Source organism: Clostridium sp. D53t1_180928_C8 (assembly GCF_015667795.1).
In the GTDB taxonomy this organism is placed as follows: Bacteria; Bacillota; Clostridia; order Clostridiales; family Clostridiaceae; genus Clostridium.
On record NZ_JADPEL010000012.1, the window covers coordinates 88543 to 113871 of the forward strand.

Annotated in this window: 18 protein-coding genes and 1 riboswitch; of the genes, 16 read left to right on the forward strand and 2 right to left on the reverse strand. The window is 28.0% G+C overall.

Translation table 11 applies throughout. The features are described from left to right. The first annotated feature begins 51 nt into the window (after nucleotides 1-51). The 5 genes from I4V51_RS10180 (at nucleotide 52) to I4V51_RS10200 (ending at nucleotide 9816) form a co-directional block, all read left to right on the forward strand. Complete coding sequence (locus I4V51_RS10180; protein WP_195988329.1) at nucleotides 52-2145, forward strand: AAA family ATPase; 2094 nt, start codon at nucleotides 52-54, stop codon at nucleotides 2143-2145. A gap of 307 nt (nucleotides 2146-2452) precedes the next feature. Then, a complete protein-coding gene (locus I4V51_RS10185; protein ID WP_195988330.1) occupies nucleotides 2453-3304 on the forward strand; it encodes a PRD domain-containing protein in 852 nt (283 codons plus the stop codon). Further along, entirely contained in the window at nucleotides 3301-5397 is a 2097-nt protein-coding gene (ptsG, locus tag I4V51_RS10190) for a glucose-specific PTS transporter subunit IIBC (protein ID WP_195988331.1), read from the forward strand. The genes I4V51_RS10185 and ptsG overlap by 4 nt, the downstream gene beginning before the upstream one ends. A gap of 233 nt (nucleotides 5398-5630) precedes the next feature. Further along, nucleotides 5631-8171 carry a trehalase family glycosidase gene (locus I4V51_RS10195; RefSeq protein WP_195988332.1) on the forward strand — a complete coding sequence of 847 codons (2541 nt, stop codon included), beginning with the start codon at nucleotides 5631-5633 and terminating at the stop codon, nucleotides 8169-8171. 322 nt (nucleotides 8172-8493) lie between these two features. Further along, complete coding sequence (locus I4V51_RS10200) at nucleotides 8494-9816, forward strand: glycoside-pentoside-hexuronide (GPH):cation symporter (RefSeq protein ID WP_347708655.1); 1323 nt, start codon at nucleotides 8494-8496, stop codon at nucleotides 9814-9816. 88 nt (nucleotides 9817-9904) lie between these two features. Here the strand turns inward: I4V51_RS10200 and I4V51_RS10205 are convergent, their stop codons facing one another. Continuing rightward, nucleotides 9905-10741, reverse strand: a complete 837-nt coding sequence (locus I4V51_RS10205) for an AraC family transcriptional regulator (RefSeq protein WP_195988333.1) — start codon at nucleotides 10739-10741, stop codon at nucleotides 9905-9907. A gap of 242 nt (nucleotides 10742-10983) precedes the next feature. Here I4V51_RS10205 and I4V51_RS10210 point away from each other — a divergent pair, with 242 nt between their 5' ends. From I4V51_RS10210 to I4V51_RS10250, 9 genes are all read left to right on the forward strand, one after another. Then, a complete protein-coding gene (locus I4V51_RS10210) occupies nucleotides 10984-14010 on the forward strand; it encodes a glycoside hydrolase family 2 TIM barrel-domain containing protein (protein WP_195988334.1) in 3027 nt (1008 codons plus the stop codon). A gap of 347 nt (nucleotides 14011-14357) precedes the next feature. Beyond that, nucleotides 14358-14663, forward strand: a complete 306-nt coding sequence (locus I4V51_RS10215) for a PTS sugar transporter subunit IIB (RefSeq protein ID WP_207745941.1) — start codon at nucleotides 14358-14360, stop codon at nucleotides 14661-14663. A 79-nt stretch (nucleotides 14664-14742) separates the two neighbouring features. Further along, nucleotides 14743-16065, forward strand: coding sequence for a PTS transporter subunit EIIC (locus I4V51_RS10220; protein ID WP_195988335.1), 1323 nt, complete (start codon nucleotides 14743-14745; stop codon nucleotides 16063-16065). A gap of 265 nt (nucleotides 16066-16330) precedes the next feature. Next, nucleotides 16331-17641 (forward strand): 6-phospho-beta-glucosidase, encoded by a 1311-nt coding sequence (locus tag I4V51_RS10225; RefSeq protein WP_195988336.1) that lies wholly within the window; start codon nucleotides 16331-16333, stop codon nucleotides 17639-17641. 107 nt (nucleotides 17642-17748) lie between these two features. Further along, nucleotides 17749-18483, forward strand: a complete 735-nt coding sequence (gene chbG, locus I4V51_RS10230) for a chitin disaccharide deacetylase (RefSeq protein ID WP_195988337.1) — start codon at nucleotides 17749-17751, stop codon at nucleotides 18481-18483. A gap of 12 nt (nucleotides 18484-18495) precedes the next feature. After that, nucleotides 18496-18822 carry a PTS lactose/cellobiose transporter subunit IIA gene (locus I4V51_RS10235; protein WP_195988338.1) on the forward strand — a complete coding sequence of 109 codons (327 nt, stop codon included), beginning with the start codon at nucleotides 18496-18498 and terminating at the stop codon, nucleotides 18820-18822. Between the two features lie 259 nt (nucleotides 18823-19081). After that, entirely contained in the window at nucleotides 19082-19786 is a 705-nt protein-coding gene (locus I4V51_RS10240; protein ID WP_195988339.1) for a GntR family transcriptional regulator, read from the forward strand. Between the two features lie 89 nt (nucleotides 19787-19875). Then, nucleotides 19876-20051, forward strand: a riboswitch (Lysine riboswitch). A 210-nt stretch (nucleotides 20052-20261) separates the two neighbouring features. Further along, nucleotides 20262-21704 (forward strand): YfcC family protein, encoded by a 1443-nt coding sequence (locus tag I4V51_RS10245; RefSeq protein WP_195988340.1) that lies wholly within the window; start codon nucleotides 20262-20264, stop codon nucleotides 21702-21704. A 198-nt stretch (nucleotides 21705-21902) separates the two neighbouring features. Beyond that, on the forward strand, nucleotides 21903-23033 hold the full coding sequence (locus tag I4V51_RS10250; RefSeq protein ID WP_195988341.1) for a M20 family metallopeptidase: 1131 nt from the start codon (nucleotides 21903-21905) through the stop codon (nucleotides 23031-23033). Nucleotides 23034-23088: 55 nt separating this feature from the next. Here I4V51_RS10250 and I4V51_RS10255 read toward each other — a convergent pair whose 3' ends face one another. Continuing rightward, nucleotides 23089-23811: a LytTR family DNA-binding domain-containing protein gene (locus I4V51_RS10255; RefSeq protein ID WP_195988342.1), complete on the reverse strand. Its 723-nt coding sequence runs from the start codon at nucleotides 23809-23811 to the stop codon at nucleotides 23089-23091. A gap of 350 nt (nucleotides 23812-24161) precedes the next feature. On the opposite strand from I4V51_RS10255, the gene I4V51_RS10260 reads away from it, so the two are divergent. Together I4V51_RS10260 and I4V51_RS10265 are read left to right on the forward strand one after the other, a co-directional pair. Further along, nucleotides 24162-24461, forward strand: coding sequence for a lactococcin 972 family bacteriocin (locus I4V51_RS10260; RefSeq protein WP_195988343.1), 300 nt, complete (start codon nucleotides 24162-24164; stop codon nucleotides 24459-24461). A gap of 89 nt (nucleotides 24462-24550) precedes the next feature. Then, nucleotides 24551-25329, forward strand: a 779-nt coding sequence (locus I4V51_RS10265; protein ID WP_195988344.1) for a hypothetical protein, incomplete at its 3' end; no start/stop codon positions are given.

Below are 25329 nucleotides of genomic sequence, written 5' to 3' on the forward strand. Positions count from 1 at the left end.
GAAGTTAATATATAACTACTAATAACTAGCTAATCAAAGGAGTGTGTTGTTTTGAATAAATTTGAATTTTTACAAGAGGAACAAAATCTAGAGGTAACTTTAGATTTATTAAGTAAAGAAATATTAAATTACATACAAAAAAGAAAAGATGTTGCAGATTATATATTAGAGTATAGAAAAAAATTCATAGAAGAATATAGAGATGATGAAGATAAAGTAATGGAATACTTCGATCATGAGAGATACGTTAAGGAAGAAATGTATAGAACTATAGATAGAAAGTTAGCAGAGTTTACAAAGCTAAAAGAATCACCTTACTTTGGAAAAGTTAATTTTGAGGATAATGGTTATGCTGAACAAATATATGTTGGTAGATATGGTTTAACTCCAGAAGGAAGCTTTGATGCAGCTGTTGTAGACTGGAGAGCTCCAGTAGCATCCTTATTTTATAAGGGAACATTAGGTGAAACAAGTTATAAATCACCAGATGGAGAAGTACCAGTAGATATTTTAGCGAGAAGACAAATAATGATTAAAAAAGGTAAACTAGAAGGATTCTTTGATTCAGATGTTGATGTAAAAGATGATATTCTTCAAATGATTCTATCATCAAATGCCGGTGAGAAACTTAAAGATATAGTTATGACTATTCAAAAAGAGCAAGACGAAATAATAAGAGAAGAAAGAATGAAGGTTGTAGTAGTTAATGGAGTTGCTGGTTCAGGAAAAACTACAATTGCCCTTCATAGAGTTGCATACCTTCTATATAATTTTAGAGAACAATTAGGAGATAAGGTACTAATATTAGGACCTAATGATATCTTTATTGATTATATTAGAGATGTACTTCCTACATTAGGAGAAAGCAATGTTAATCAACAAACATTTGCTCATTTTGCAATGAATGAAATAGAGTTAAATGAGGCTGTAGTTGATTTTACTGCTTATTTAGAAGAAGTTTTAAAAGGAAATGAAGAAGTTATTAATGAAATTAAGTATAAAGCTGGAGAAGAATTTATAGATGTTTTAGATAAAAAGTGTGAAGAACTAGAAAGTAATTATTTTACATTTAAATCAGTGAAATTCTTTGATGAAGAGGTAGTTTCATTAGATGAAATAAATGAATTATTTGAAAAGCATTATAAATACATGCCTTTATTTAGAAGAAGTCAAAAGATTAAGAGAGTTATTATTTCAAAGCTAAAGGATAAGAGAGACGAATTAGTAAGAAACTTAAATTCAGAAGTTAAGGATAAGCTTGCTAGTCTTTCGGAAGAGCAATTAGCAATTGAACAAAATAATATAGAATTCCAAAGAAGATTAAGAGTTAGAGAAATTGTAGGAGAACTTATGGCTCAAAAGGATAATTTAGCTCATTGGATAGATAATAAAAATATAGTAGATATTTATAAAGAGTTTACTAATACTGATCAGCTATCATATTTAGATTTACCTGCAATTCTGTATATGATGATTAAACTTGATGGTAAAAAAACTAAACAAGATATTAAGCATATAGTAATTGATGAATCTCAAGACTATAGTATGTTACAATTCATAGTATTAAAAGAATTAACTGGTTGTAGAAGTTATACTATTGTTGGAGATGCAAATCAAAGATTAATAAAAGTAGAAGAAGAACCAGCAATGCTTAAATTAAAATCTCTATTTGGAGGCTTTGTTAAGAATTATGCTTTAAATAAAAGCTATAGATCAACATTCCAAATAATGGAGTATGCAAGCAAGTTGTTAGATGAAAATGCTATAGTTCCATTTGTTAGAAAGGGAAAATTTGATGTTGAAGAAGTTAATATTAATGATAAAGATGATTTAATTGATACTATTTTAGAAACACTAGAAGAGTATGATGATGAAAATTATGACAATATTGCAATTATAACAAAGGATAAAGAAGACCTTAAGAATATAGCACCAGAACTTAAAAAGTTTACTAAACTTTTATCTTTTGATAGAGAAGAAGTTATGTATAGAGGTGGTAAGGTTATAGTTCCATCTTATTATGCTAAAGGATTAGAATTTGACGGAGTTATAATAGTGAATTTTGATGATAAGACTGATGATTTAGTAAAATATATTATGGCAACTAGAGCACTTCATAGATTAAAAGTGATAAATTATAAATAATTGAAAAAAGCTGTATTTTAGACAAAATACAGCTTTTTTATGGAACTTTTACAATTAAACGTTTAAGATAAAAATAATAGTTGCAAATTTGAATGAATGTCTAAAAATTAAAATATTATTTTTTAAAGGTAATTATTAATTAATTTAAACTATATGATTTTATAAAAGATTTTAATAAAAATAGACTATAAATTTTCAATTTGTATATTGAACTAAAATTAGAATTTTGTTGACAACGATTACTTCTGGTGATATTTTATATCTTCAGAAGGACTTTAATTAAATTTTAAGATGAGGAGGGGCCAAAATGATTATAGAAAAAGTTTTAAATAATAATACTATTGTAACTATTGATCCAAAAACTAATAAGGAGATTATTCTAGTTGGATGTGGTATTGCCTTTAATAAAAGGACAGGTCAAGAGGTTGATGAAGATAAAATAGAAAAAACTTTTATTATAGAAAATAAAAGGATGGGAAATAAGTTAAAAAAGCTTATTAATCAAATACCAGATGGCATTTTTGAATTATCACATATTATAATTAGTCATGCAAGTAAAGAGTTGAATAGAAATCTTGATAAACAGGTTTATATTTCTTTATCAGATCATATAGCTTTCGCTATTAAAAGATATAAAAAAAATATAATTATAAAAAATCACTTTTTAGATGAAATAAGAAGAATTCACAAAGATGAATATAAAGTTGCATTATGGGGAGTTAAGCTTATAAATGAGAAGCTAAATATAAATTTACCAGAGGATGAAGCTGCATTTATTGCATTACATTTAGTTAATGCAGGTAATAATGACAGTTCAAAGGAGTCTTTAGAAACAACTAACATAGTAAAGGGAATACTAAACATAGTAAGATACTACTATTCTGTTGAATTTAATGAGGATGATTTAAATTACGATAGACTTTTAACTCATCTTAAGTTTTTTGCAAAGAGAATATTTACTGAAAATCAACATAAAGAAAGTGATGGAATGCTTTTAGAGATAGCTGAAAAAAACTATCCAGAAGCATTTGATTGTGCATTAAAAGTTAAATATTATATAGAAAATAATTATAATTATGTGGTTGTTGATGATGAGTTAGTATATTTAACTATACATATTCATAGGGTTATTAGTGTTTTAAGGGATGAACTTAAATGAGTATAAGAGAAGTTTTGAAAAATTCCTTTGGTGGATTACAGAAAATAGGGAGAGCACTTATGTTGCCAGTTGCATTATTGCCGGCAGCAGGGTTATTAGTAGGAATTGGACTAATTTTTAATAGTAATGAAATTACACTAGATTCATATTGGATTAATACTTTTGCTAATATTTTATCAGCAGCAGGAAATATTATATTTGATAATTTACCACTTTTGTTTGCAACAGGTGTTGCTATTGGATTATCTGACGGAGATGGAGTATCTGGATTATCAGCAGTAGTAGGATTTTTAGTTTTTAATATGACAATGTCAGTATGTATAGGGTTAACTCCAGGAGCAATTAGAGGTAATCCATATTTTGATATGGTTTTAGGAATTCCAACATTACAAATGGGAGTAATGGGAGGAATAATTATAGGGGTAGTAACATCAATCATATACAAAAAGTTTTATAGAATTAGATTACCGGAATGTTTAGGATTTTTTTCGGGAAAAAGGTTTGTACCAATTATGACTGCAATAGTAGCTGTATTTTTAGGCTTAATTCTAGTAGGAATTTGGCCTAGAGTACAAACTTTATTAATGAGTATATCAAGAAGTTTAATAAATACAAACCCTAATTTATCTACGTTTATTTTTGGGACTGTAGAAAGAGCATTGGTTCCAGTTGGATTACATCACATATGGTATAACCCGTTTTGGTATCAATTTGGTGAATATTTAAATTCATCAGGACAATTAATTATAGGAGACCAAGCAATATTTTTTGAACAGCTTAAAGATAATGTAGCTCTTACTGCAGGTACTTTTATGACAGGGAAATTCCCAATAATGATGTTTGGATTACCAGGAGCTGCTTTAGCAATGTATCATGAAGCTTTTGATGAAAATAAGAAAAGAGTATCGGCATTGCTTTTATCAGGTGCCTTATCATCATTTTTAACTGGAATAACAGAGCCAATAGAATTTTCATTTTTATTCTTAGCACCAGTATTGTTTGCTATTCATTGTGTATTTGCAGGGTTCTCATTTATGATTATGAATATCTTAAATGTCAAAATTGGAATGACTTTTTCAGGTGGATTAATAGACTTCTTATTTTTAGGAGTACTTCCAAATAAAACACCATGGTATTTAGTTATTCTAGTAGGAATAGGATTTTTTATTATATACTATTTAGGTTTTAGGTTTATAATCAGAAAATTAAACTTACAAACTCCAGGTAGAGAACAAGATTATGAGCTTGAAGCAATAAATGAGTTTGAAGTAGAAATTGATTTAAATGGTGAAGAATTAGCTAAAAATGTTTTAAATGCATTAGGTGGAAAAAATAATATAAAATACCTAGATGCTTGCATAACAAGATTAAGAATAACAGTTAAAAATATAAGAAAAGTACAAAAACAAAAATTAAAAAAATTAGGTGTGGCAGGAATTATGGTAGTAGGAAATAATATTCAAGCTATTTTTGGACCACAATCAGATCTTTTAAAGGATCAAATAAAAGATATAATGGCAGGAAAAGAAATAAAGTTACCTAAAGCAATGAATAAAGAGCTTCCAATTATGAAAAAAGGAGAAGATACTGGGAAAAAATTATTTGTTCCTATTTCTGGAACTATAACAGCGTTAGAAAATGTTCCAGATGATATTTTTTCTCTTAAGCTTATAGGTGATGGCTTTGCAATAGAACCGTCTGAAAATATAATAGCTTCACCGGTTGAAGGAGAAGTAATATTTATATCACCTAATAATCATGCTATAACAATAAAATCAAATGATGGATTAGAAATACTTATTCATATAGGAATAGATAGTATTAAGATGAAGGGCAAAGGATTCAACTCATTAGTTAAAGTTGGAGATATAGTAAAAGTTAATGATCATCTTATAGAATTTTCATTAGATTTATTAAAAAAAGAAGCTAAATCAACTATAATTCCAATAATATTTAAGAATTTATCAAGAAAGGAATTTATATATTTTATACCAGATAAAACTGTTGAAAGAGGTATGAACAATATAGTTCACATACATAAAAAACAAGATAATTCTAATAATAATTTAGATAAAATTCAGGTTTCTGAATAAATATGAAAAAAAATTCACATAACATGTTGACAATGTTTACAGTACATTGTACAATGAAATCAACTTAAAACAATTTATAAATATTAGGATTGTTACTGAAGAAGGCGATACCTAAACAAAGAATAATTTTTAACGAAATTATTATTCTTTGTTTAGGTATTGCCTTTTTGGCTTGTATTAATTATGTCGCGACTTTTAATAATAACAATATATTTAAAGAGGAGAGAAATTTTATGGCATTAAAATTAGGGAAAAAATCACTTATGGCAGCAGCTTTAGCTACGGCATTAACTTTAAACTTAACAGCGGTAAATGTACTTGCTACAGATAAAAGATCAAAAGTTGTAGATTTTAGCAATGTATTAAATGTAACAGCAAACCCAACAGATTTATTATATGGATCATATTCAACAAATAAATACAACAACTTCTCAGATCAAGGGGCATGGCATGGATACTACTTACCATCAAAGGATGCTACTAACATCTATGGAGGATTTGCAGGACCTGTAATAATAGCTGAAGAATATCCAGTAAACTTAGGTGACACAATAAGTAAAATTACAGTAAGCAATGTAGAAGATGGACAAGTGTATGATTTAACACAAGCAGAAGTTTCATTTGATTATTATCCAGGAAAGTTAGTTCAAACTTATGATTTAACAGATTTTAAATTAACTTTAGAATTAATATTTGCTTCTAATAGAACTGCATTAATAACAACTAAAATTGATAATAAAACTGATAAAGATTTAAACTTAAACCTAGAATGGACAGGAAATATATTTAACCAATTCAAAGAAAAAGAAGATGGAAAAGTATATGAATTAGGACAAAGTTTACAAGCTACTGAAAATGGAGTACAAGTTAACTTCTCTGAAATGAGAGAAACTTGGAGATATTTCTCAACAGAAGAAACTAAATTTGTAGTTAATTATGAAGGTGATGTTGAAACTACAGTTGAAGGAAACTCTTATACAACAAGACTTACAACGCCGGTAACTATTAAGTCAAATGAGTCATTCACAACAGATTCAACTCAAACATATACATTTACAACGGATGAATTAAATAAAGAACAATCAAAGATTCAAGATATGCTTGATAATTCAGAAAAATACTTTGTAGAAAATAACACTCGTTGGCAAGGTTACTTAGATAAGACTTTTGCTAATGTAAAAGGAAAAACTGATGAAAGCTACAAAAATGCAGCTGTAAAATCTATCGAAACTTTAACTACTAACTGGAGAAGTGCTGCAGGAGATATATTACATGATGGTGTTGTTCCTTCAATGTCATACAAATGGTTCATTGGAATGTGGGCTTGGGATTCTTGGAAACAAGCAGTAGCTACAGCAGAATTCGATGGAGAATTAGCTAAAAATAACATAAGAGCATTATTTGATTACCAAATTACAGAAGATGATGAATTAAGACCGCAAGATGCTGGAGCAATAATCGATGCTATATTCTATAACAAAGATGGCGCTAGAGGCGGAGATGGTGGAAACTGGAATGAAAGAAACTCTAAGCCAGCATTAGCAGCATGGGCAGTATGGAATGTATATGAAGCTACTGGAGATGAAGCTTTCTTACAAGAAATGTATCCAAAATTAGTTGCTTACCATGATTGGTGGTATACAAACAGAGACCATGATAAAAACGGTATAGCTGAATACGGTGGAATGGTTCACGAATTCAATAATTCAAAAGAAGAAATTATATTAGCAGCAGCTTGGGAAAGTGGAATGGATAACGCTCCAAGATTTGATGTTGAAGGATTTGGAGAAGGAGATACAGGTGTAGATGTATTTGAAAACAAATCTGAAGACGGAACTCTTTTAGGATATTCTATAAACCAAGAATCAGTAGACTTAAATGCATACCTTTATGCTGAAAAAGGATTCTTAAAATCAATGGCAGATGCTTTAGGAAAAACTGAAGATGTTAAGAAGTACACAGAAGAAGCAGAACACGTAAGAGAATACGTAAGTGATAACATGTTTGATGAAGAAACAGGATTCTTCTACGATTTACAAATAAATGAAGATGGTTCAGAAAAGAAATTATTAGTTAACAGAGGTAAAGGACCAGAAGGTTGGATACCACTATGGGCTAAAATGGCTACTCAAGAAGAAGCAGATCAAGTTGTAGAAAATATGTTAGATGGAAACAAATTCAATACAACTGTACCATTTGGAACAGCTTCTCAAGATAACCCAAGCTTCAGCGCAAGCAAATATTGGAGAGGCCCAGTTTGGTTAGACCAAGCGTTATATGGAGTTGAAGCTCTTCAAAACTATGGTTACTATGATCAAGCAGTAACAGCTGCTAAAAAGATGTTCAACAACGCTGAAGGATTAATGGGAGATGGACCAATAAGAGAAAACTATAACCCATTAACTGGAGAAGGATTACACACTAAAAACTTCAGTTGGTCTGCATCAGCTTATTACTTAATGTACAAGAACACATTAGAAGGTGATGAAACAACTTCTCAAAAAGGATTTGCTATTCCAACTAATGTTGAAGTTCCAGAGGTTCCAGAAACACCTGAAACTCCAGATGTTGATGTTAAACCAGAAACACCAGAAACTAAACCAGAAACTAAACCAGAAGTTAAGCCAGAGGTTAAGCCAGAAAACAAACCACAAAAACCAAGTGGAACACTTCCACAAACAGGTGCTGTAGTTGGTTCAGGAATTTTAGCTGCAATAGGTGCAGTAACTGCAGGGGTAGGTTTCTACTTAAATAAAAAGAAAAAGAATAAATAATTAATTAGCCCTATATCCTATTAAATATATAAAACTTAAATACTTATGGAAAAAATAACCTATACAGATAAACTCTCTTTTGAGAGTCTATCTTATAGGTTCTTTTTTTTATCATATATTTTAGGAATTATAAATCAATATTTTAGAAACTTAATTCTATTTGATTGATAATAAAAATTTGTAATAATATATATGAAGATTAAGAAATCGATTTCTTTTAAAAGTTTAATTAAACGGGTATTACAAATTTTATTATAAAATATAGAGGTGATGGTTTGAATACTACGATAAATAAAAAATTGATAAAAACAATGATATTTCCATAAAAACTTTACTTACTTATAGTTGCGGAAGCCTAGGGAATAATATGATATATGCATTAATTAATTCGTATCTTTTAATTTTTTTAACAGATAATTTTGGCGTAGGTGCAGCAGCGGTAGGAACATTATTTTTAGTAGCTAGAATTATAGATGCCATAACAGATCCTATAATGGGTGTTATAGTTGACAATACTCATGCTAAAATTGGGAAAAGTAGACCTTATTTATTTGCTATTCCAATATTTATATCAATTACGACTATAATGTGTTTTTCAACACCGGATTTAAGCTATAGTAATAAAATTATATGGATATATGTAGCTTATATTTTATGGGGGATATCTTTTACTGCTATGGACATACCATATTGGTCACTATCTGCTAATATTACAAGATCTTCTGAAGGAAAAACTAAGATTGTTACATCTGCGAGAACAGTAGCATATGTTGGTAGTTTTATAATTTTTACTCTTACTATTCCACTTGTATCACTTCTTGGAAGTTGGACAAAGGTAGCTATAATTTATGTATGTTTTGCTAGTATTTTCACATGGATTACAGCCTTTGGTATTAGAGAAATTAATACTAGTGATAATAAGAAGAAAAAAGAAAAGCAAGGTTTTAAGCAATTTATAAATTTATTAAAAACAAATAAGCCCTTAAGAATAGTACTATTATCAATGTTAGTATTAGAATTAAGTGGTTCAATAAAAAATACAATATCTATATACTATATAAAGTATAATTTTAATGCAGAAATGATGATTCCAGTAGTAAGTTCAATTGGTATGGCGGCAAGTATATTGGGTGGTTTAATATCTCCATATTTAACAAAAAAACTAGGAAAAAGAAATACGGCTCTTTTAGGGTTATTAGTTAGTTCAGTTGGGTCACTTTTAGTATTTTCACTATCATACTCTTCTTTATATGCAATGATTGCTATAAACTTTATATGTGGAGTTTTTGATGGAGCTGGATATATTACCTTAACTTCAATGGTTGCTGATTGTGTTGAATATGGTGAGTGGCAAACAGGACATAGATCAGAAGGAATGATATTTTCTCTAAATATATTTAAAAGTAAGATTTCTAGTGCAATTGGTGGTTCTTTATGTGGATACATTTTAGCTTATATTGGATATAAAGCAAATTCCACTCAATCTAAATTCACATTAAATGGAATACACATTATCCAAACTTTAATTCCATGTATAATTATATTAGTGAGTTTCTTATTATTAAGAAAATATAACCTATCAGAATCAGAATATGATGCAATAGTTGATGATTTAAAAAATGGTGTTACGAGAATAAGTGAATAATAAATTAATAGAGGTATAAATGAAGTTAAAGTCAAACTTCATTTATACTTTTTATATTTTGAATATAAAAATAACCATTAATATAAGTTTAATCAAGACTATTTAATTGATCGTTTCTATAATTTAATGGAGATATTGAAAAATATTTTGAAAATGTTTTTGAAAATAATAAAGAATCACTATATCCTACCATATTTGCAACTTCACCTATAGGAAGTTTAGTTGTTCTTAGTAAAATTGTTGATTTATAAAGCCTAAGATTTATTAAATATTTTTGAGGAGAGATTCCAAGATTTTTTATAAACATTTTATATAAATAACTTCTACTTAAATTAACATGATTAGCAATTTCGTTAACAGTTATACTATTCATATAATTAGAGTTAATAAAGTTAAGAGCATCTTGAATATATGTATGTAATTCTTTGTCCTTGAAGGAAAATGGCTTTGGAAATTCTTCTATAAGTGAATAAAGTAAGGAATAAAGTTCTTTTAATAATAGCATATCATCAGAAGATGAAGGGTTATAAGTTTTTGAGATTTCACACATATTTAATATTGTTTGTGGTATTTTTGAATTAGTTTTACAAGTTACAGCATAAGAATTTATAATAGAAGTTCTGTCTAAATATTCATTAGCATTTGAACCACTAAATCCTATCCAGTAGTATTCCCAAGGATCATTAATAGAAGCTGTATATTCAACCTCCATTCCTTTTAAAAGTATAAATATATCGCCTTGCTTTAAGTTATAGACTTTATTATTAAATTTAAAAGTACCAAATCCCTTAGTTATATAGTGGATAACAGCATTTTTAGATACTTCATATTTATATCCTAGTCCTGGAATACCTTGTTCTATACCACATTCATCTACATTCATTTCAAAATTTTCTTTAACGTATTTTTTCCAAAGTATTTGCATGGGCACCTCCTAAATTTATAAAATTAACTTATTTAATCGAATATAGAATAGGTGAATAAGATAAGAAACATTATAACATATTTTAGAACGTTATAACTATTTTAAAAGAGTTATTTACATATTAATATGAAAATAAAGTTAAAAAATAATGTTTTTAGCTTTATATATGGAATTATGTTTCGTGATTATATAATTATGTTTCATGAATATATGATAATAATAAAGTATTTAGGAGGAAAGATATGATACTAAAAAATGAATATCATGAAGATATTTCTAAACTACATGTAAATATGATGCCAAGAAGAAGTTATTATGTTCCATTTGTAGATATTAATGAAGCTATTACTATTAAAGATAGAAATAGGCAAAAGAATTTTTTCTCGCTTAATGGAAAATGGAGATTTAATTATTTTAATAGCTTACAAACAGTAAAAGAGTTTAATGATATTAATGAAGTTAATCTTTCAGATAATATTGAAGTACCTTCTGTTTGGCAATTAAAAGGATATGATTATAATCAGTATACTAATGTTAAATATCCTATTCCTTATGATCCACCGTTTGTTCCTAAAGACAATCCATGTGGAATTTATAAAAAGGATTTTGAATTTGAAATATTTCCAGAGAAATATGATTATAATATAAACTTTGAAGGTGTTGATTCATGTTTTTATTTATGGATAAATGGAGAATTTGTAGGATATAGTCAAATAGCTCATAGTATATCAGAGTTTGATATTACAAAATTCTTAGTAAATGGAAAAAATACAATTACCGTATTAGTTTTAAAATGGTGTGATGGAACTTATTTTGAGGATCAAGATAAATTTAGAATGTCGGGAATTTTCAGGGATGTATATATCTTAAGAAGAGCTAAGTCAAGAATAGTAGATTATAATATAACTTCCAATATAGATTTATCTTCAAAAGAAGGAAAGCTAGATATTGAAATTTTATCTAATATTGGGTGTAAAGAAGTTCAATATTATTTATTTAATACTAACAATGATATGATTTCATCTGGGAATATAGATAATAATAAAGTGGAAGTAACTATTAAAGAAGCAAAGCTATGGAGTGCAGAGACTCCTAACTTATATACATTATTAATAAAAACTGATGATGAGGTTATAAAAGAAAGAATAGGGATTAGAGAGGTTAAGATAGAAAACTCTATTTTAAAGATTAATAATACTCCTATAAAATTAATAGGAGTTAATCACCATGATAGTCATCCAACTAAAGGATATGTTATGACATATGATGATATGATTTTAGATTTAAAATTAATGAAAGAATCTAATATTAACTCTATAAGAACTGCTCATTATCCTAAGTCTCCTATTTTTTATGAGTTATGTGATGAGTATGGATTTTATGTTATGAATGAAGCTGATATTGAAACACATGGTGTTGTTGAATTATATGGATTAGGCTATTTAGATAATTATAATATGATAGCAGATGATAAGGTGTATGAAAATGTTATCATTGATAGAATTGATTCCTCAATAGTACCTTTTAAAAATAAAACTTGTATTTTTATGTGGTCACTTGGAAATGAGTCGGGATTTGGGTGTAACTTTGAAAGAGGAGCAGAATATGCTAGAAAATTAGATTCTACAAGACCAGTACATTATGAAGGTGCATATTATGCAAGTAAAGAAAGAAAAAATGATTTTAGTAACCTTGATGTTATTAGTCGTATGTATCCAAGTATAGAGGAAATTAATGAATACTTTAAAAATGGAATAGATAAGCCGTTAATATTGTGTGAGTATGCACATGCTATGGGGAATGGACCTGGTGGATTAAAGGAGTATGATGAAATAATTAAGAAGTATGATCAATTTGCAGGAGCATATGTCTGGGAGTGGTGTGATCATGCAATACTTATAAAAGAAAATATTAATGGTAAAAAGGCATATGGTTATGGTGGAGATTTTGGAGAAAAAAATCATGATGGGAATTTCTGTGTTGATGGTTTAGTCTATCCAGATAGAAGACCTCATACTGGATTACTAGAATACAAAAATATTAATAGGCCAATAAGAGCATTAGAATTTGATGAGGATAATGGAAGAGTTAAACTTAAAAACATGCTTGATTTTAAAGAGGTTGATGAATTAGTTGATGTTACCTATAAAGTATATTTAGATGGAGGAATAACCTTTGTAGATAAGTTAATATTAGACAGATTAAAGCCAAAAGAAGAAAAATGGTATGTTTTAAAGATGCCGGAAGTAGAAAATAAACTTATTACTATATTATTTGAATATGGTATAAAATATAGTAATTCTCTTTATGAAAAAGGAGTTATTTTAGGTCATGATCAATTTATTATAAACAATGAAGTATCTAATATAGCATCTATTAATAGGTTAATAGATACTAAAGAAGATGTTGAGTTTTATATTGAAGAAACAGTTAATAAAATTAAAATTTCAAATGCTGAATTTAATTTGATATATAATAAAAACATCGGATCTTTTGATTTTATAGAGTCAACAGGAGAAGTGTTTGTGGATAATCCAATGAATTTTATTATTTGGAGAGCACCTACAGATAATGATAGAAAGATTAAAAATGAATGGATAGAAGCCGGGTTTAATCAAGTAACTACAAGAGTATATAGTACTAAGTTTGAGGAATATTCAAATAAAATTGAAATAATTAGTGATTTAAGCTTGATTCCACCATATAGAGATAGGGTTCTTGATATTAAAGTAATATGGAATATTTACTCAAAAGGATTAATTAAGTGTCATATTAAGGCAAATAAGAATATGATTACACCTTATTTACCACGTTTTGGTGTAGAGATTAAGTTAGATAAATCATATGAAGATGTAAGTTATTTTGGATTTGGACCATATGAAAATTATATAGATAAAAATTTATCTTGTTATTTAGGTAGATTTAATTCAAAGGTTTCTGAAATGTATGAGGATTATATAAGACCACAAGAAAATGGAAGTCATCATTTCTGTAGAGAGGTATCCATAAATAATAAAAAAGCAAAAATTTATGTTTTATCAGAAAATGATTTTGCGTTTAATGTATCAAATTTTTCAATTAGTCAATTAACTAATGCAGAACATAATATTGAGTTGATTAAAGAAAATATAACTTATTTAACTGTAGATTATAAACAAAGTGGAATAGGCTCAAATAGTTGTGGCCCTGAGTTAGATGAACAATATAGATTTAACGAAGAGGAGTTTTCATATGACTTTTATTTGAAATTTGAAAACTCTAATAAATAAATTAATATAGTTAATATATAGCTGTCTCATAAGTTATTTTAAAATAACTTATGAGACAGCTTTATTTTGGTTAAAAGTTTAGATAGTAATTTAAATGTATTTAGAAAAGCAATAAAATTATCTTAAATGTATAGTTGAAATGTATAGTTTGAATTAAGGAATATATATATATAAGAGACGATTTTAGTTTTTAGGGTATAATTATTACTTAAAAAGGGAAAACTGTAATGAAAATGTTTAAAAAATTTTTATAAAACCACTTGAAATGTCTATACAATTAATATACAATGTATACATAAGGTGAGAAAACGAATACATTATTAAATAAATGTTTGGAGGTATATATTATGATTAAAATTATGTTAGCTTGCTCAGCAGGTATGTCAACAAGTTTATTAGTAACTAAAATGCAAGAGGCTGCAAAAGAAAAGGGAGTAGAATGTGAAATTTGGGCTATTTCAGAAGTAAATTTACAAAATGAAATAACAAAGTGTGATGTTTTACTATTAGGACCACAAGTTAGATATATTTTAAGTAAGGCAAAAGGTTTGGCAGATCCACATGGAATTCCAGTAGAAGTTATCAATATGATGGATTATGGAAGATGTAATGGTAAAGCTGTTTTAGAAAGAGCATTAGAATTAAAGAAATAGAATATAAAAAGTGGTATTTAGGTATTGAGAATTAAGAAAAAAGTATATAAAAAATGTAAGGTAAAGGTAGGGGAAGAACATGGAAAAGTTTATGGCTTTTATGGATAAATATATTACTCCATATGCAGCAAAGATGGGAGCACAAAGACATCTTGTAGCGGTTAGAGACGCTTTCGTTGCAATGATACCGTTAACAATTATCGGATCTTTAGCAACACTTATAAATAATGCACCAATAAAAGCATTAAATAATTTTTTAGCAGAAAATACATTCGGACAACAAATAAAATCATTAAATGGAGATATATGGTTTGGAACATTAGCTATTATGGCATTACTTTTAGTAATAGGTGTTGCATATAATCTTGCAAAATCATATGAAGAAAATGGTCTTCAAGCATCAATGATAGCAACCTCAATATTTGTTCTTTTAATTCCACAAGTTGCAAAGATTGCAGTAGATGGACAACCTGCAGTAGAAGGTTGGGGATTCATTGGAGTTGCATACTTAGGAACAGGAGCATTATTTACAGCAATTATAATAGGTATATTATCAACAGAAGTATTTATAAGATTAGGAAAAGTAAAACAATTGGTAGTTAAAATGCCTGATGGGGTACCACCGGCAGTATCAAGATCATTTGCGAAGTTAATACCAGGAATGTTAACAGTAGTTATATTCGCAGTTGTAGGATTATTAATAAGATTAGCAGCAGATGGACAATTCTTAACAGATTTAATAAACAAATACTTAGGAATTCCATTAAGTAATATAACAGATACATTACCATCAGCTATATTAATAGCATTCTTTATTCATGGATTATGGTTTGTTGGTTTACATGGTGCAAATATTGCATTACCTTTCACAGGAACAATGTTAACTAACTTAGGAGCACAAAATGCAGAAATGATTCAAAATGGAGCTCCATTAGAACAATTACATGTATTAGCAGGACCATTCTTCGATGCTTTCATATTCATGGGAGGATCAGGAGTAATCATCGGTTTATTAGTTGCTATAGCAATTGCAGGTAAAAGAAGAAGAGATATGCTTGCTTTAGGATTAGCACCAGCCATATTCAATATTAGTGAACCAGTAATATTTGGATTACCAATAGTATTAAATCCAATATTCGGAATACCATTTGTAATTGCACCAATTGTTACAACAGTAATTTCATATCTTTCGATTTCATTTGGTTTAGTTCATCCAGTAATAATGGCAACTATGCCTTGGACTACACCTCCAATACTAGGTGGATTTATGGCAACAGGACATTGGTCAGGTGCAGCATTATGTGTGGTTAATATAGTAGTTTCAATATTAATATACTTACCATTCGTAGTTATGGCAGAAAAGATGGATGCTAAAAAAATGGACATGTATCAAGCAGCTTAAAAAGACTTAGTTAAACACATAAAAATAGAGTTTGAGTTAAAAGAAAAGTAAGGCCGATAATTAAGTCGGCTTTACTCTAAACTCAAAATGTATAGAAGTTTGTATTTTGCTTTTTATTCATTTATATAGTGAGTAAAAATCAGCATATAAAGTGCTATCTTAAATGATACTTTAAAAATAAATATAAAGATAATCAAAAGAGAATTAATACATATAGCTTAGTTAGAGCAAAATTTATAAATAAAAAGTTAGGATGGTGGATAGTATGAAAAACGGAATAAAAATAGTTACTATAGGTGGAGGATCAAGTTATACACCTGAATTAGTAGAAGGTTTTATAAAGAGACATAAAGAACTACCAGTAAGAGAATTATGGTTAGTTGATATAGAAGAAGGTAAGCATAAGTTAGAAATAGTAGGTAATCTTGCAAAGAGAATGGTTAAAAAAGCAGGAATAGATATGGAAATACATCTAACTTTAGATAGAAGAGAAGCATTAAAAGATGCTGATTTTGTAACTACTCAATTAAGAGTTGGATTATTAGATGCAAGAATTAAAGATGAAAGAATTCCACTTTCACATGGAGTTATAGGTCAAGAAACTAATGGAGCAGGTGGATTATTTAAAGCACTTAGAACAGTTCCAGTAGTATTAGATATTATAAAAGACATTGAAGAGCTTTGTCCAAATGCATGGCTAGTAAACTTTACAAATCCAACAGGAGTAATTTCGGAAGCAGTATTTAAATATACAAACTTTAGAAGATATATTGGTTTATGTAATGTTCCAATAGGTGTTAAGAATGGAATGGCAGATATATTAAAAGTAGAAAAAGATAGACTTGAAATGGATTTTGCAGGTCTTAATCATATGGTTTATGCATTAAATGTAAGATTAGATGGAAAGGACATAACTAAAGAAGCAATAGAGAAGTTTGTTACTTCATCATTAACAATGCAAAATATAAAGGATATTCCATTAAATGCTGATTTTGTTAGAGCATTAGGAGTTATACCTTGTCCATATCACAAATACTACTATAAACATAAAGAAATGCTTGAAGAAGAATTAGAAGGCTTTAAAGATGGAAAAACTAGAGGTGAAACAGTTAAGGCATTAGAAGATGACTTATTTGAATTATATAAAGATGAAAACTTAGCAGTTAAGCCACCACAATTAGAAAAAAGAGGTGGAGCATATTATAGTGATGCAGCTTGTAACTTAATTAACTCAATTTACAATGATAAAAAAGATGTTCAAGTTGTAAATACATTAAATAATGGGGCAATAAGAGACTTTAGAGAAGACTCAGCAGCAGAGATGAGCTGTGTAATAACTAAAGATGGACCTAAGCCTTTAGCAGTAGGATATTTACCAGTTGCAGTTAGTGGATTAGTTACTGAAATAAAAGCTTTTGAAATATTAGCAGCTAAGGCAGCTGTTGAAGGAGACTATAATGCAGCATTACAAGCATTATGTATAAATCCATTAATACCATCAGATGATTTAGCTAAAACTATATTAGATGAAATGATTGAAGCACATAAAGAGTATTTACCACAATTCTCAAATTAGTTAGAAGTTTAGAGTTAGAAATAGATTAAAGTAAATTCCATTAGGGGTTTCTTCCTAAACTGATAACTCCTAACTAAAAACTATTAACTGCAGGAAAGGGTGTTAGTATGACAAAGATAATAGTAAATGCAGATGATTTTGGATTAAGTGAAGCTGTTAATTATGGAATTATATCAGCTTATAAAAATGGAATAGTAAGGTCAACGACTATAATGCCTGGTATGCCTGCTTTTGATCATGCTGTTAGTTTATTAAAAGAAAATAAGGGTTTAGGATGCGGAGTTCATATGACATTAAGTGCAAATAAACCTATTTTAAATTATCATAAAACAATAGTAGATGAAAATGGAAACTTCTATAAGAGATTAACTAATGAAATTATAGAAGAAAAGTTTAATTTAGATGAAGTATATGAAGAGTTTTCTGCTCAAATTGATAAAGCAATTAATAGTGGAGTTAAGGTTGATCATTTAGATTCTCATCATCATGTACATACATTAAAAGCTTTAAAGCCTGTAATAGAAAGAATATTAGAAAAATATCAACTACCTATAAGAGGTGGATTTGAATATGAAATTCATTATGATAAAGTTATTCCAATGACAGAAAGTTTCTATAGCGATAATGTAACAGATGATTATTTTGAAAAATTTATAAATGAACTTAAGGAACATGAAGTAATAGATATTATGTGTCATCCGGCATTTATAGATGAAAACCTAGTTAACTCAACATCTTATGTAATGCAAAGAATAAAAGAGTATAGTATTTTAACATCTAAAAAAGTAGAAGAATTTTTAAGAAGAAATAATATAGAATTTATTAATTATAGTAGATTATAGGAGAATATAAATATGAACGAAGAATTAATGGAAATATCATTTGGATTAATAGCAAATGCAGGAGAAGCAAAGGGATTAGCTTTTGATGCTTTAAGTAAAGCAAAAGAAGGAAACTTTGAAGAAGCTAGGAAGTTAATAAAGAAATCAAGAGAAGAGATGCATAAGGCTCATGCATTTCAAACTCAGCTTATAACTAAAGAGGCTTCAGGAGAAAAATTGGAAATAGGTGTATTATTAATACATTCTCAAGACCATTTAATGAACGCTATGAATTTTCAACAATTAGCTGAAGAGTTTATAGATATATATGAAAGATTATCAAAGTTAGAAAATAAATAATTAAGAAGATAAACCATTTAACATTTTAAAAATATATATTATAAAGTAACGATGTAGTTGTAAGGGAAAGTTTCTTATTAGCTATGTCGTTATTTTTATGTACGTTACAAAGTAAATAAAAAAACATTTATAGTATTTTAGTAAAGTTTAATAATTAAATTACATTATATTATAAGTAATTAAGTTTAGCATTATGGTACAATAAATAGAGAGAATATTTGAATTTGTATTTAATATAGTGCAAAGAGGAGTTTAGTAAATGAGTGAGCCAATATATATAAAAATAGAAAAATATTTAAAAGATTTAATTGATTCTGGAGAAATAAAGCAGGGAGAATTACTTCCTTCTGAAAATAAATTATGCGAAAAGTTTAATGTTACGCGAATGACAGTAAGATCAGCATTTAATAATTTAGTTAAAGAGGGGTATATATCAAGGAAAAGGGGTATAGGAAGTATAGTTTTAGTTAATAGAATTTCTGATAATATTGGTACTATAGAAAGCTATACAAAGGAAATGGTTAATAAGGGATATAGTATTATAACTAAATTAATAAGTTTAACTATAGTTGAAGCGGATAATATAATAAAAGATAAGTTAAATTTAGATTTAGGGGAAAATGTTTGGGAAGTTAAAAGAGTTAGATATGCAGAAGGATGCCCAGTGTCATATATGATAACTTATATGCCAGTAAAAATGTTTCCTAATTTAAAAAAATCTGATTGTAATTCACTATATAATTACTTAGATCAATGCGGATATAAAATATCAACAGCACAACGTGTAGTTGAAGCATTAATATCAACAGAAGAGTTAATGGAATTACTAGAGTTAGAGTGTGAATCACCAATATTACATATAGAACAAGTTGGAATATTAGAGGATGGAGAAGCTTTCGAGTATTCTCATACATATCATTATGGGTATAAATTAACTTTAAATGCAGCAGTAGATAAATTTTAGTATTATATTCAGATTAAAGTTTATATTTATACAAAATATCCTTTACAATATGTATAAAAAATTGTATATTATAAGTGACAAGTAGATATGAAGTAGATAGAGGTTGCGATATTTAAGAGTATGTTTACGGAGGTAAGCACAAGGATGTAAACAGAAAGGAAATTTCGCCGAAACCTATAGTTAATGCTTTGAAACTATAGCGTTGGGGTTATATAAAATATATATAACACTGTCACAAATTCATTTGTGAAGAGCTATCACTTAACGGTTATATTATTTATAATAAGTACTTTAAATTAAGTTGTTTAGTATTTAGTGATTGTATAGTCTTGAGTGAATAAGCTCAAGGCTTTTTTTGTGTATAAATATCAAATGAAACGTGAAGAACTATCACTTATTAGTTAAAAACTTTTAAAAGATTATCTCCTTCAACCTATCATGTCAAGATACAAAAATTTAGGGGGATTTTAAACTAATGCAAAATGTAGCAAATAACGAAAGAAAAGGGTTTTTTAAGAAGTTTAGTGGGGGAATAAAGATTCCACATACTTTAGTTATTATTTTTTCAATAATAGTTTTAGTAGCTATAGCAACTTACATAGTTCCGGGGGGATCTTATGAAAGGGTAGTAACGGAAGTTAATGGACAGAGTAGAACTGTAGTTTTAAATGGATCATTTACATATGTTCAGAATGAAGCACAAGGATTATTTTCTGTGATGCAGGCACCAGTAAAAGGGCTTGAACAGTCAGCAGAAATTATAGCTTTCTTATTCATAGTTGGTGGTGCATTTAATTTAATAACAAGAACAAAGGCAATAGATTCAGCTATTGCTAAAGTTGTTAATGTTTTTAAGGGAAATGAAATATTAATAATTCCTATTATATTTACATTATTTTCTCTTGGTGGTGCAACTTTTGGTATGACAGAAGAGGCAATACCATTTATAACAATATTAGTACCATTAATGCTTGCCTTAGGGTTTGATAGTATATTAGCAGTTGGAATAAGTTATTTAGGTTGTATCGTGGGATTTGCAACAGCTATGCTTAATCCATTTACAGTTGGAATAGCACAATCAATAGCTGAAATTCCATTATTTTCAGGAGTAACATATCGTACTATTGCATGGGTTATAACAACAATTATAGGAATTATATTCTTAATGGTTTATGCAAGAAAAGTTAAGAAAAATCCTGAATTTAGTCCAATGTATAAAATAGATCAAGAAAAACGTGAAAAGTTAAGTGATATTCAAAGTGAAGAGGTTAAATTTACATTTGCACATAAAATTATTATTGCTTCAATTGGTGTTTGTTTAGCAGTTATTATATGGGGCGTGTTAAAGCAAGGTTTCTGGATTCCAGAAATAGCAGCAGTATTCTTAATAACAGGAATATTTGCAGGAATAGTTGGTGGGTTAAAGGCTGATGAAATGGCAGAATCTTTTATAGCTGGAGCTAAGGATATGATTGGAGCTGCAATGATAATTGGATTTGCAAGAGCTATAGTAATAATAGCTGAAAATGCTCAAATTATAGATACAATATTATATGGCTTATCATCATTTATTGGTAAGTTACCATCAATGTTAGCTGCATGTGTGATGCTACCAGTTCAGATGTTTATAAACTTCTTTGTTATTTCAGGTTCAGGACAAGCGGCATTAACTATGCCTATATTAGCACCACTTGGTGATTTACTTGAAATATCAAGACAAACAACAGTATTAATATTCCAATTAGGAGATGGTTTTTCAAATGCTATTTTCCCAACATCAGGAGTATTAATGGCGTGTCTAGGAATGGCTGGTATACCTTATTCAAAATGGTTTAAGTGGATAATGCCATTACAAATTATTTTATTTGCACTAGGTATAATATTTATAACTTGTGCTATGATGATGGGATGGGCTTAGTTTAGAGTTAGTAGTTAGAACGATTATCAAATATTAACAAATAATATAACATAGATTTAAAATTTATTAATTTATAGTTATGTAAGAAAATATATAGTAAGAATATGCTCGATATCTGTTATAGAAAATTGTTGTAGCTTTTTTATTACAGGTGGAGGGCATATTTCTTTAATAACATAATATGGGGGGAAATAATAAATGAAAGAAAGATTATATAATGAAGGTCAATTAATTAAGGAAAGATTAGCTGAAATAAGTGATTACATATATAGAAATCCAGAGCTAGGGAATGAAGAATATAAGGCAGTTGGAGCATTAACTACTTTTTTAAGAGAGCATGAATTTGAAATAGAGTGTCCTTATGCTGAAATGAATACCGCATTTAAAGCTACATTTGATAGTGGAAAAGAAGGTATGACAGTAGGGTACTTATGTGAATATGATGCTCTTCCTAAAATAGGACATGGATGCGGACACAACATGATTGGTGTTATGTCAGCTGGTGCAGGAGTTGTTTTAAGTAAAGTTTTATCTGAAATTGGTGGAAAGATTATAGTTTATGGAACTCCAGCAGAAGAGACTAATGGTGGAAAGGTTATATTAACAGAAGCAGGCGCATTTGATGAGTTAGATGCTGCTATGATAGTTCATCCAGATGGAGAAACTAGAGCTAGTGGATCAAGTAGTGCATTATATCCAATAAGATTCATATATAAAGGAAAAACTGCTCATGCAGCATCATGTCCAGAGAAAGGAATAAACGCTTTAAATAGTGTTATTCAATTATTCAATGGAATAGATGCACTTCGTCAGCATGTAACACCAGATGTAAGAATGCATGGAATAATAACTAAAGGTGGAGTTGCAGCAAATATAGTACCAGATGAGGCAATTGCAGATTTCTATTTTAGAGCAGCTACTAAGGAAAGAGTAACTGAAGTTGTAGAAAAGGTTAAAAAAATTGCAGAAGGTGCAGCTTTAATGACAGGAGCAACTCTTGAAATGGAAAGATATGAATTACCTTATGATGATTTAAAAACAAATGAAGCATTATCAGAAATGTTTAATAATAACTTAAGAGAATTAGGAATTACAGATATAAAGGAAGCTAAGGCAACTGGAGGTTCAAGTGATATAGGAAATGTTAGTCATGTTACACCGACAATTCATCCGTATATTGGAGTAACAGATTGTCCCATTGTTGGACATAGTGTTGAAATGGCAAATTCAACAATAACAAGTAAGGCACACGATAGATTATTAATAGCAGCTTTAGCTATGGCTTATACAGGTTATGATATAATAGTTAAAAATGAAAGTTTAAGATAAAAAATCTACTTACGGGGTCAATCGAATATAAGATTGACCCCGTAGGTAGGTTTTATTACTTTACAAGATATTTAATTCCACGAGTTGAAATTAAGCACTCCTCATCATTAATCATATGAGCTATTCTATCCTTTTTATTAATTTCTTTGATTTTATCTTTGTTTACTATAAAAGAAGTATGACATCTGCAAAATCTATCATCTAATATTTCTTCTAATTCTTTCATTTTTTTATAGAATTCTATTTTCTTATCCATACAATGAACTATGACTTTATGAATAGTTGATGATGTTTCAAAAAATAAAATTTTGTCATAATCAATATTTTGTATTTTATCATTGGCCTTTATAGTAAGTACTTTGTGAAATTTAGTTGCTTTTGATATTTTATCATTAGCATTTTTTAGGCAGTCTTTTATTCTTATGGGTATAATTTTAAAATCGGTTTTTAATATATAATCCATAGCTTCAACTTTATGAAAGAATATTGTACTACTTTTACTTGGATCAGCAGTTATGAATATTATAAAGCATCTAGGATCATAATAACGTATTTTTTTAGCAAGATTTATTCCATCAATATCTGAATTTAAATGTATATCTAAAAAGTATATTCCAGTATAATTTGTATCTTTTATAATATCTAATAACTTATAAGGATCAGAAGTTACTAATGAAAGCTCCATATCATAATTCTCAATACAAATAGTATTAGATATTATCTCCTTTAGATAAAGTTGTTGATAATATTCATCTTCACAAATATAAACTTTAAGCATAATAACCTCCTTTTAACAAAATAGAAAACGTTACCAGAATATTTTATCATGATTTCAAAGCTTGGTTCAATAAATAAATGTAAAAAAGAGTATTATTTATTACTTTTTGTAAAAATATACAAAATAATAACAAAAATGCAATGAATTTTATTAGAAATAAAAGAATTTTATAAGATTTAGATAAAAAATGATAAATTTAAAATAAAAAGTGAATCTTTTAATAGCATAAATCGCAAAAATTAGAAAAAACAAATAAAGTATTATATAAATGAAAATATGTGTAAAAAAATGGTTATTATAAAAGTGTGATATCGATATCAAAAAAAAGTTAAGTTCGGGGGGACAAAATAATGAAAATAAAAAATATTAAAAAATCAATAACAGCATTAGTTTTAGGGGGAATAATTTTATCAAATTCAGCAGTAGCAATGGCTGCTAAAAAGAATATTGGAGGAGGGATATTATATTATGGGGTAACATTTACAGAATGTTATTCAAATTATTATCATTCTACAAAGACTCATATGTCAACAGCTGTAAATGGTAAAGGATATATGAAGAAGAGTTACTGGATTAATTCTAGATATACATCTTATGCAAGTATAGATAGAACATTAACTGGAAATGCATCTTATTATGATACTAAATAAAAAGTCATAATATAAAAGTTACATTCCTACCTAAATAAATTTTTAGGTAGGAAATTACTAAATATAGATTAAGAATTGGGGGAAATTATGTGGGGAAACTTAAAAGTATAGTTAATGTTTTACTAATAAGTATAGTAATCTTAATAAATATTGCTGGATGTTCAATTGAGGAAAAAAATGTTATTTCAGATAATTTGTTTATAGAAGAAAAAATAATAGTTCCAAGAGAATTAAATCAAATATTTAAAGTTGTTAAAAAGGATTATAGCTTAGAGGTATTAGGAATTAGTGAAAATAATGATTTAGTATATTTTGAAGTTGATGATAATTTTAACTCGTGGAAAAGTATAGATATAGATTTTATAAATGAATTAATAGAGGAGAAAGAGATAATTTTATCTACTGATATAAATTCAGAAGGGGAAATAGTTATTCATTATGTAGACAATTATGAGGAAAAGGAAAAGATATTATTGATTAATCTAAATACTTCTGAAGTATTTAAATTAAGTTTAGAAAATCAAGCTAATAAAGTATATATACATAATAATGGAGAAATAATAGTGTATTTCCAAGAAGATGAGAAAATAAAGCATTATGATATGAAAAGTAATACTTTAATTAGAGAATACAATAATATTGTTATGGCAGATATAGAAGTCGTAGATAATGAATTAATTATTAATGACAGTGATAAAGAGGAAATAGATTTTTACAATATAGAAACTGGTGAATGTGTAAAATCTATTGATAAATTAAGTAAATATAATAATTGTTTTATTTTTTTAGATAGATATTCTAAGGATACTTACTTTAAAAGTAATGAAGGAGTATTCAAATATAATTATGATAATAATCAAGTAGAATT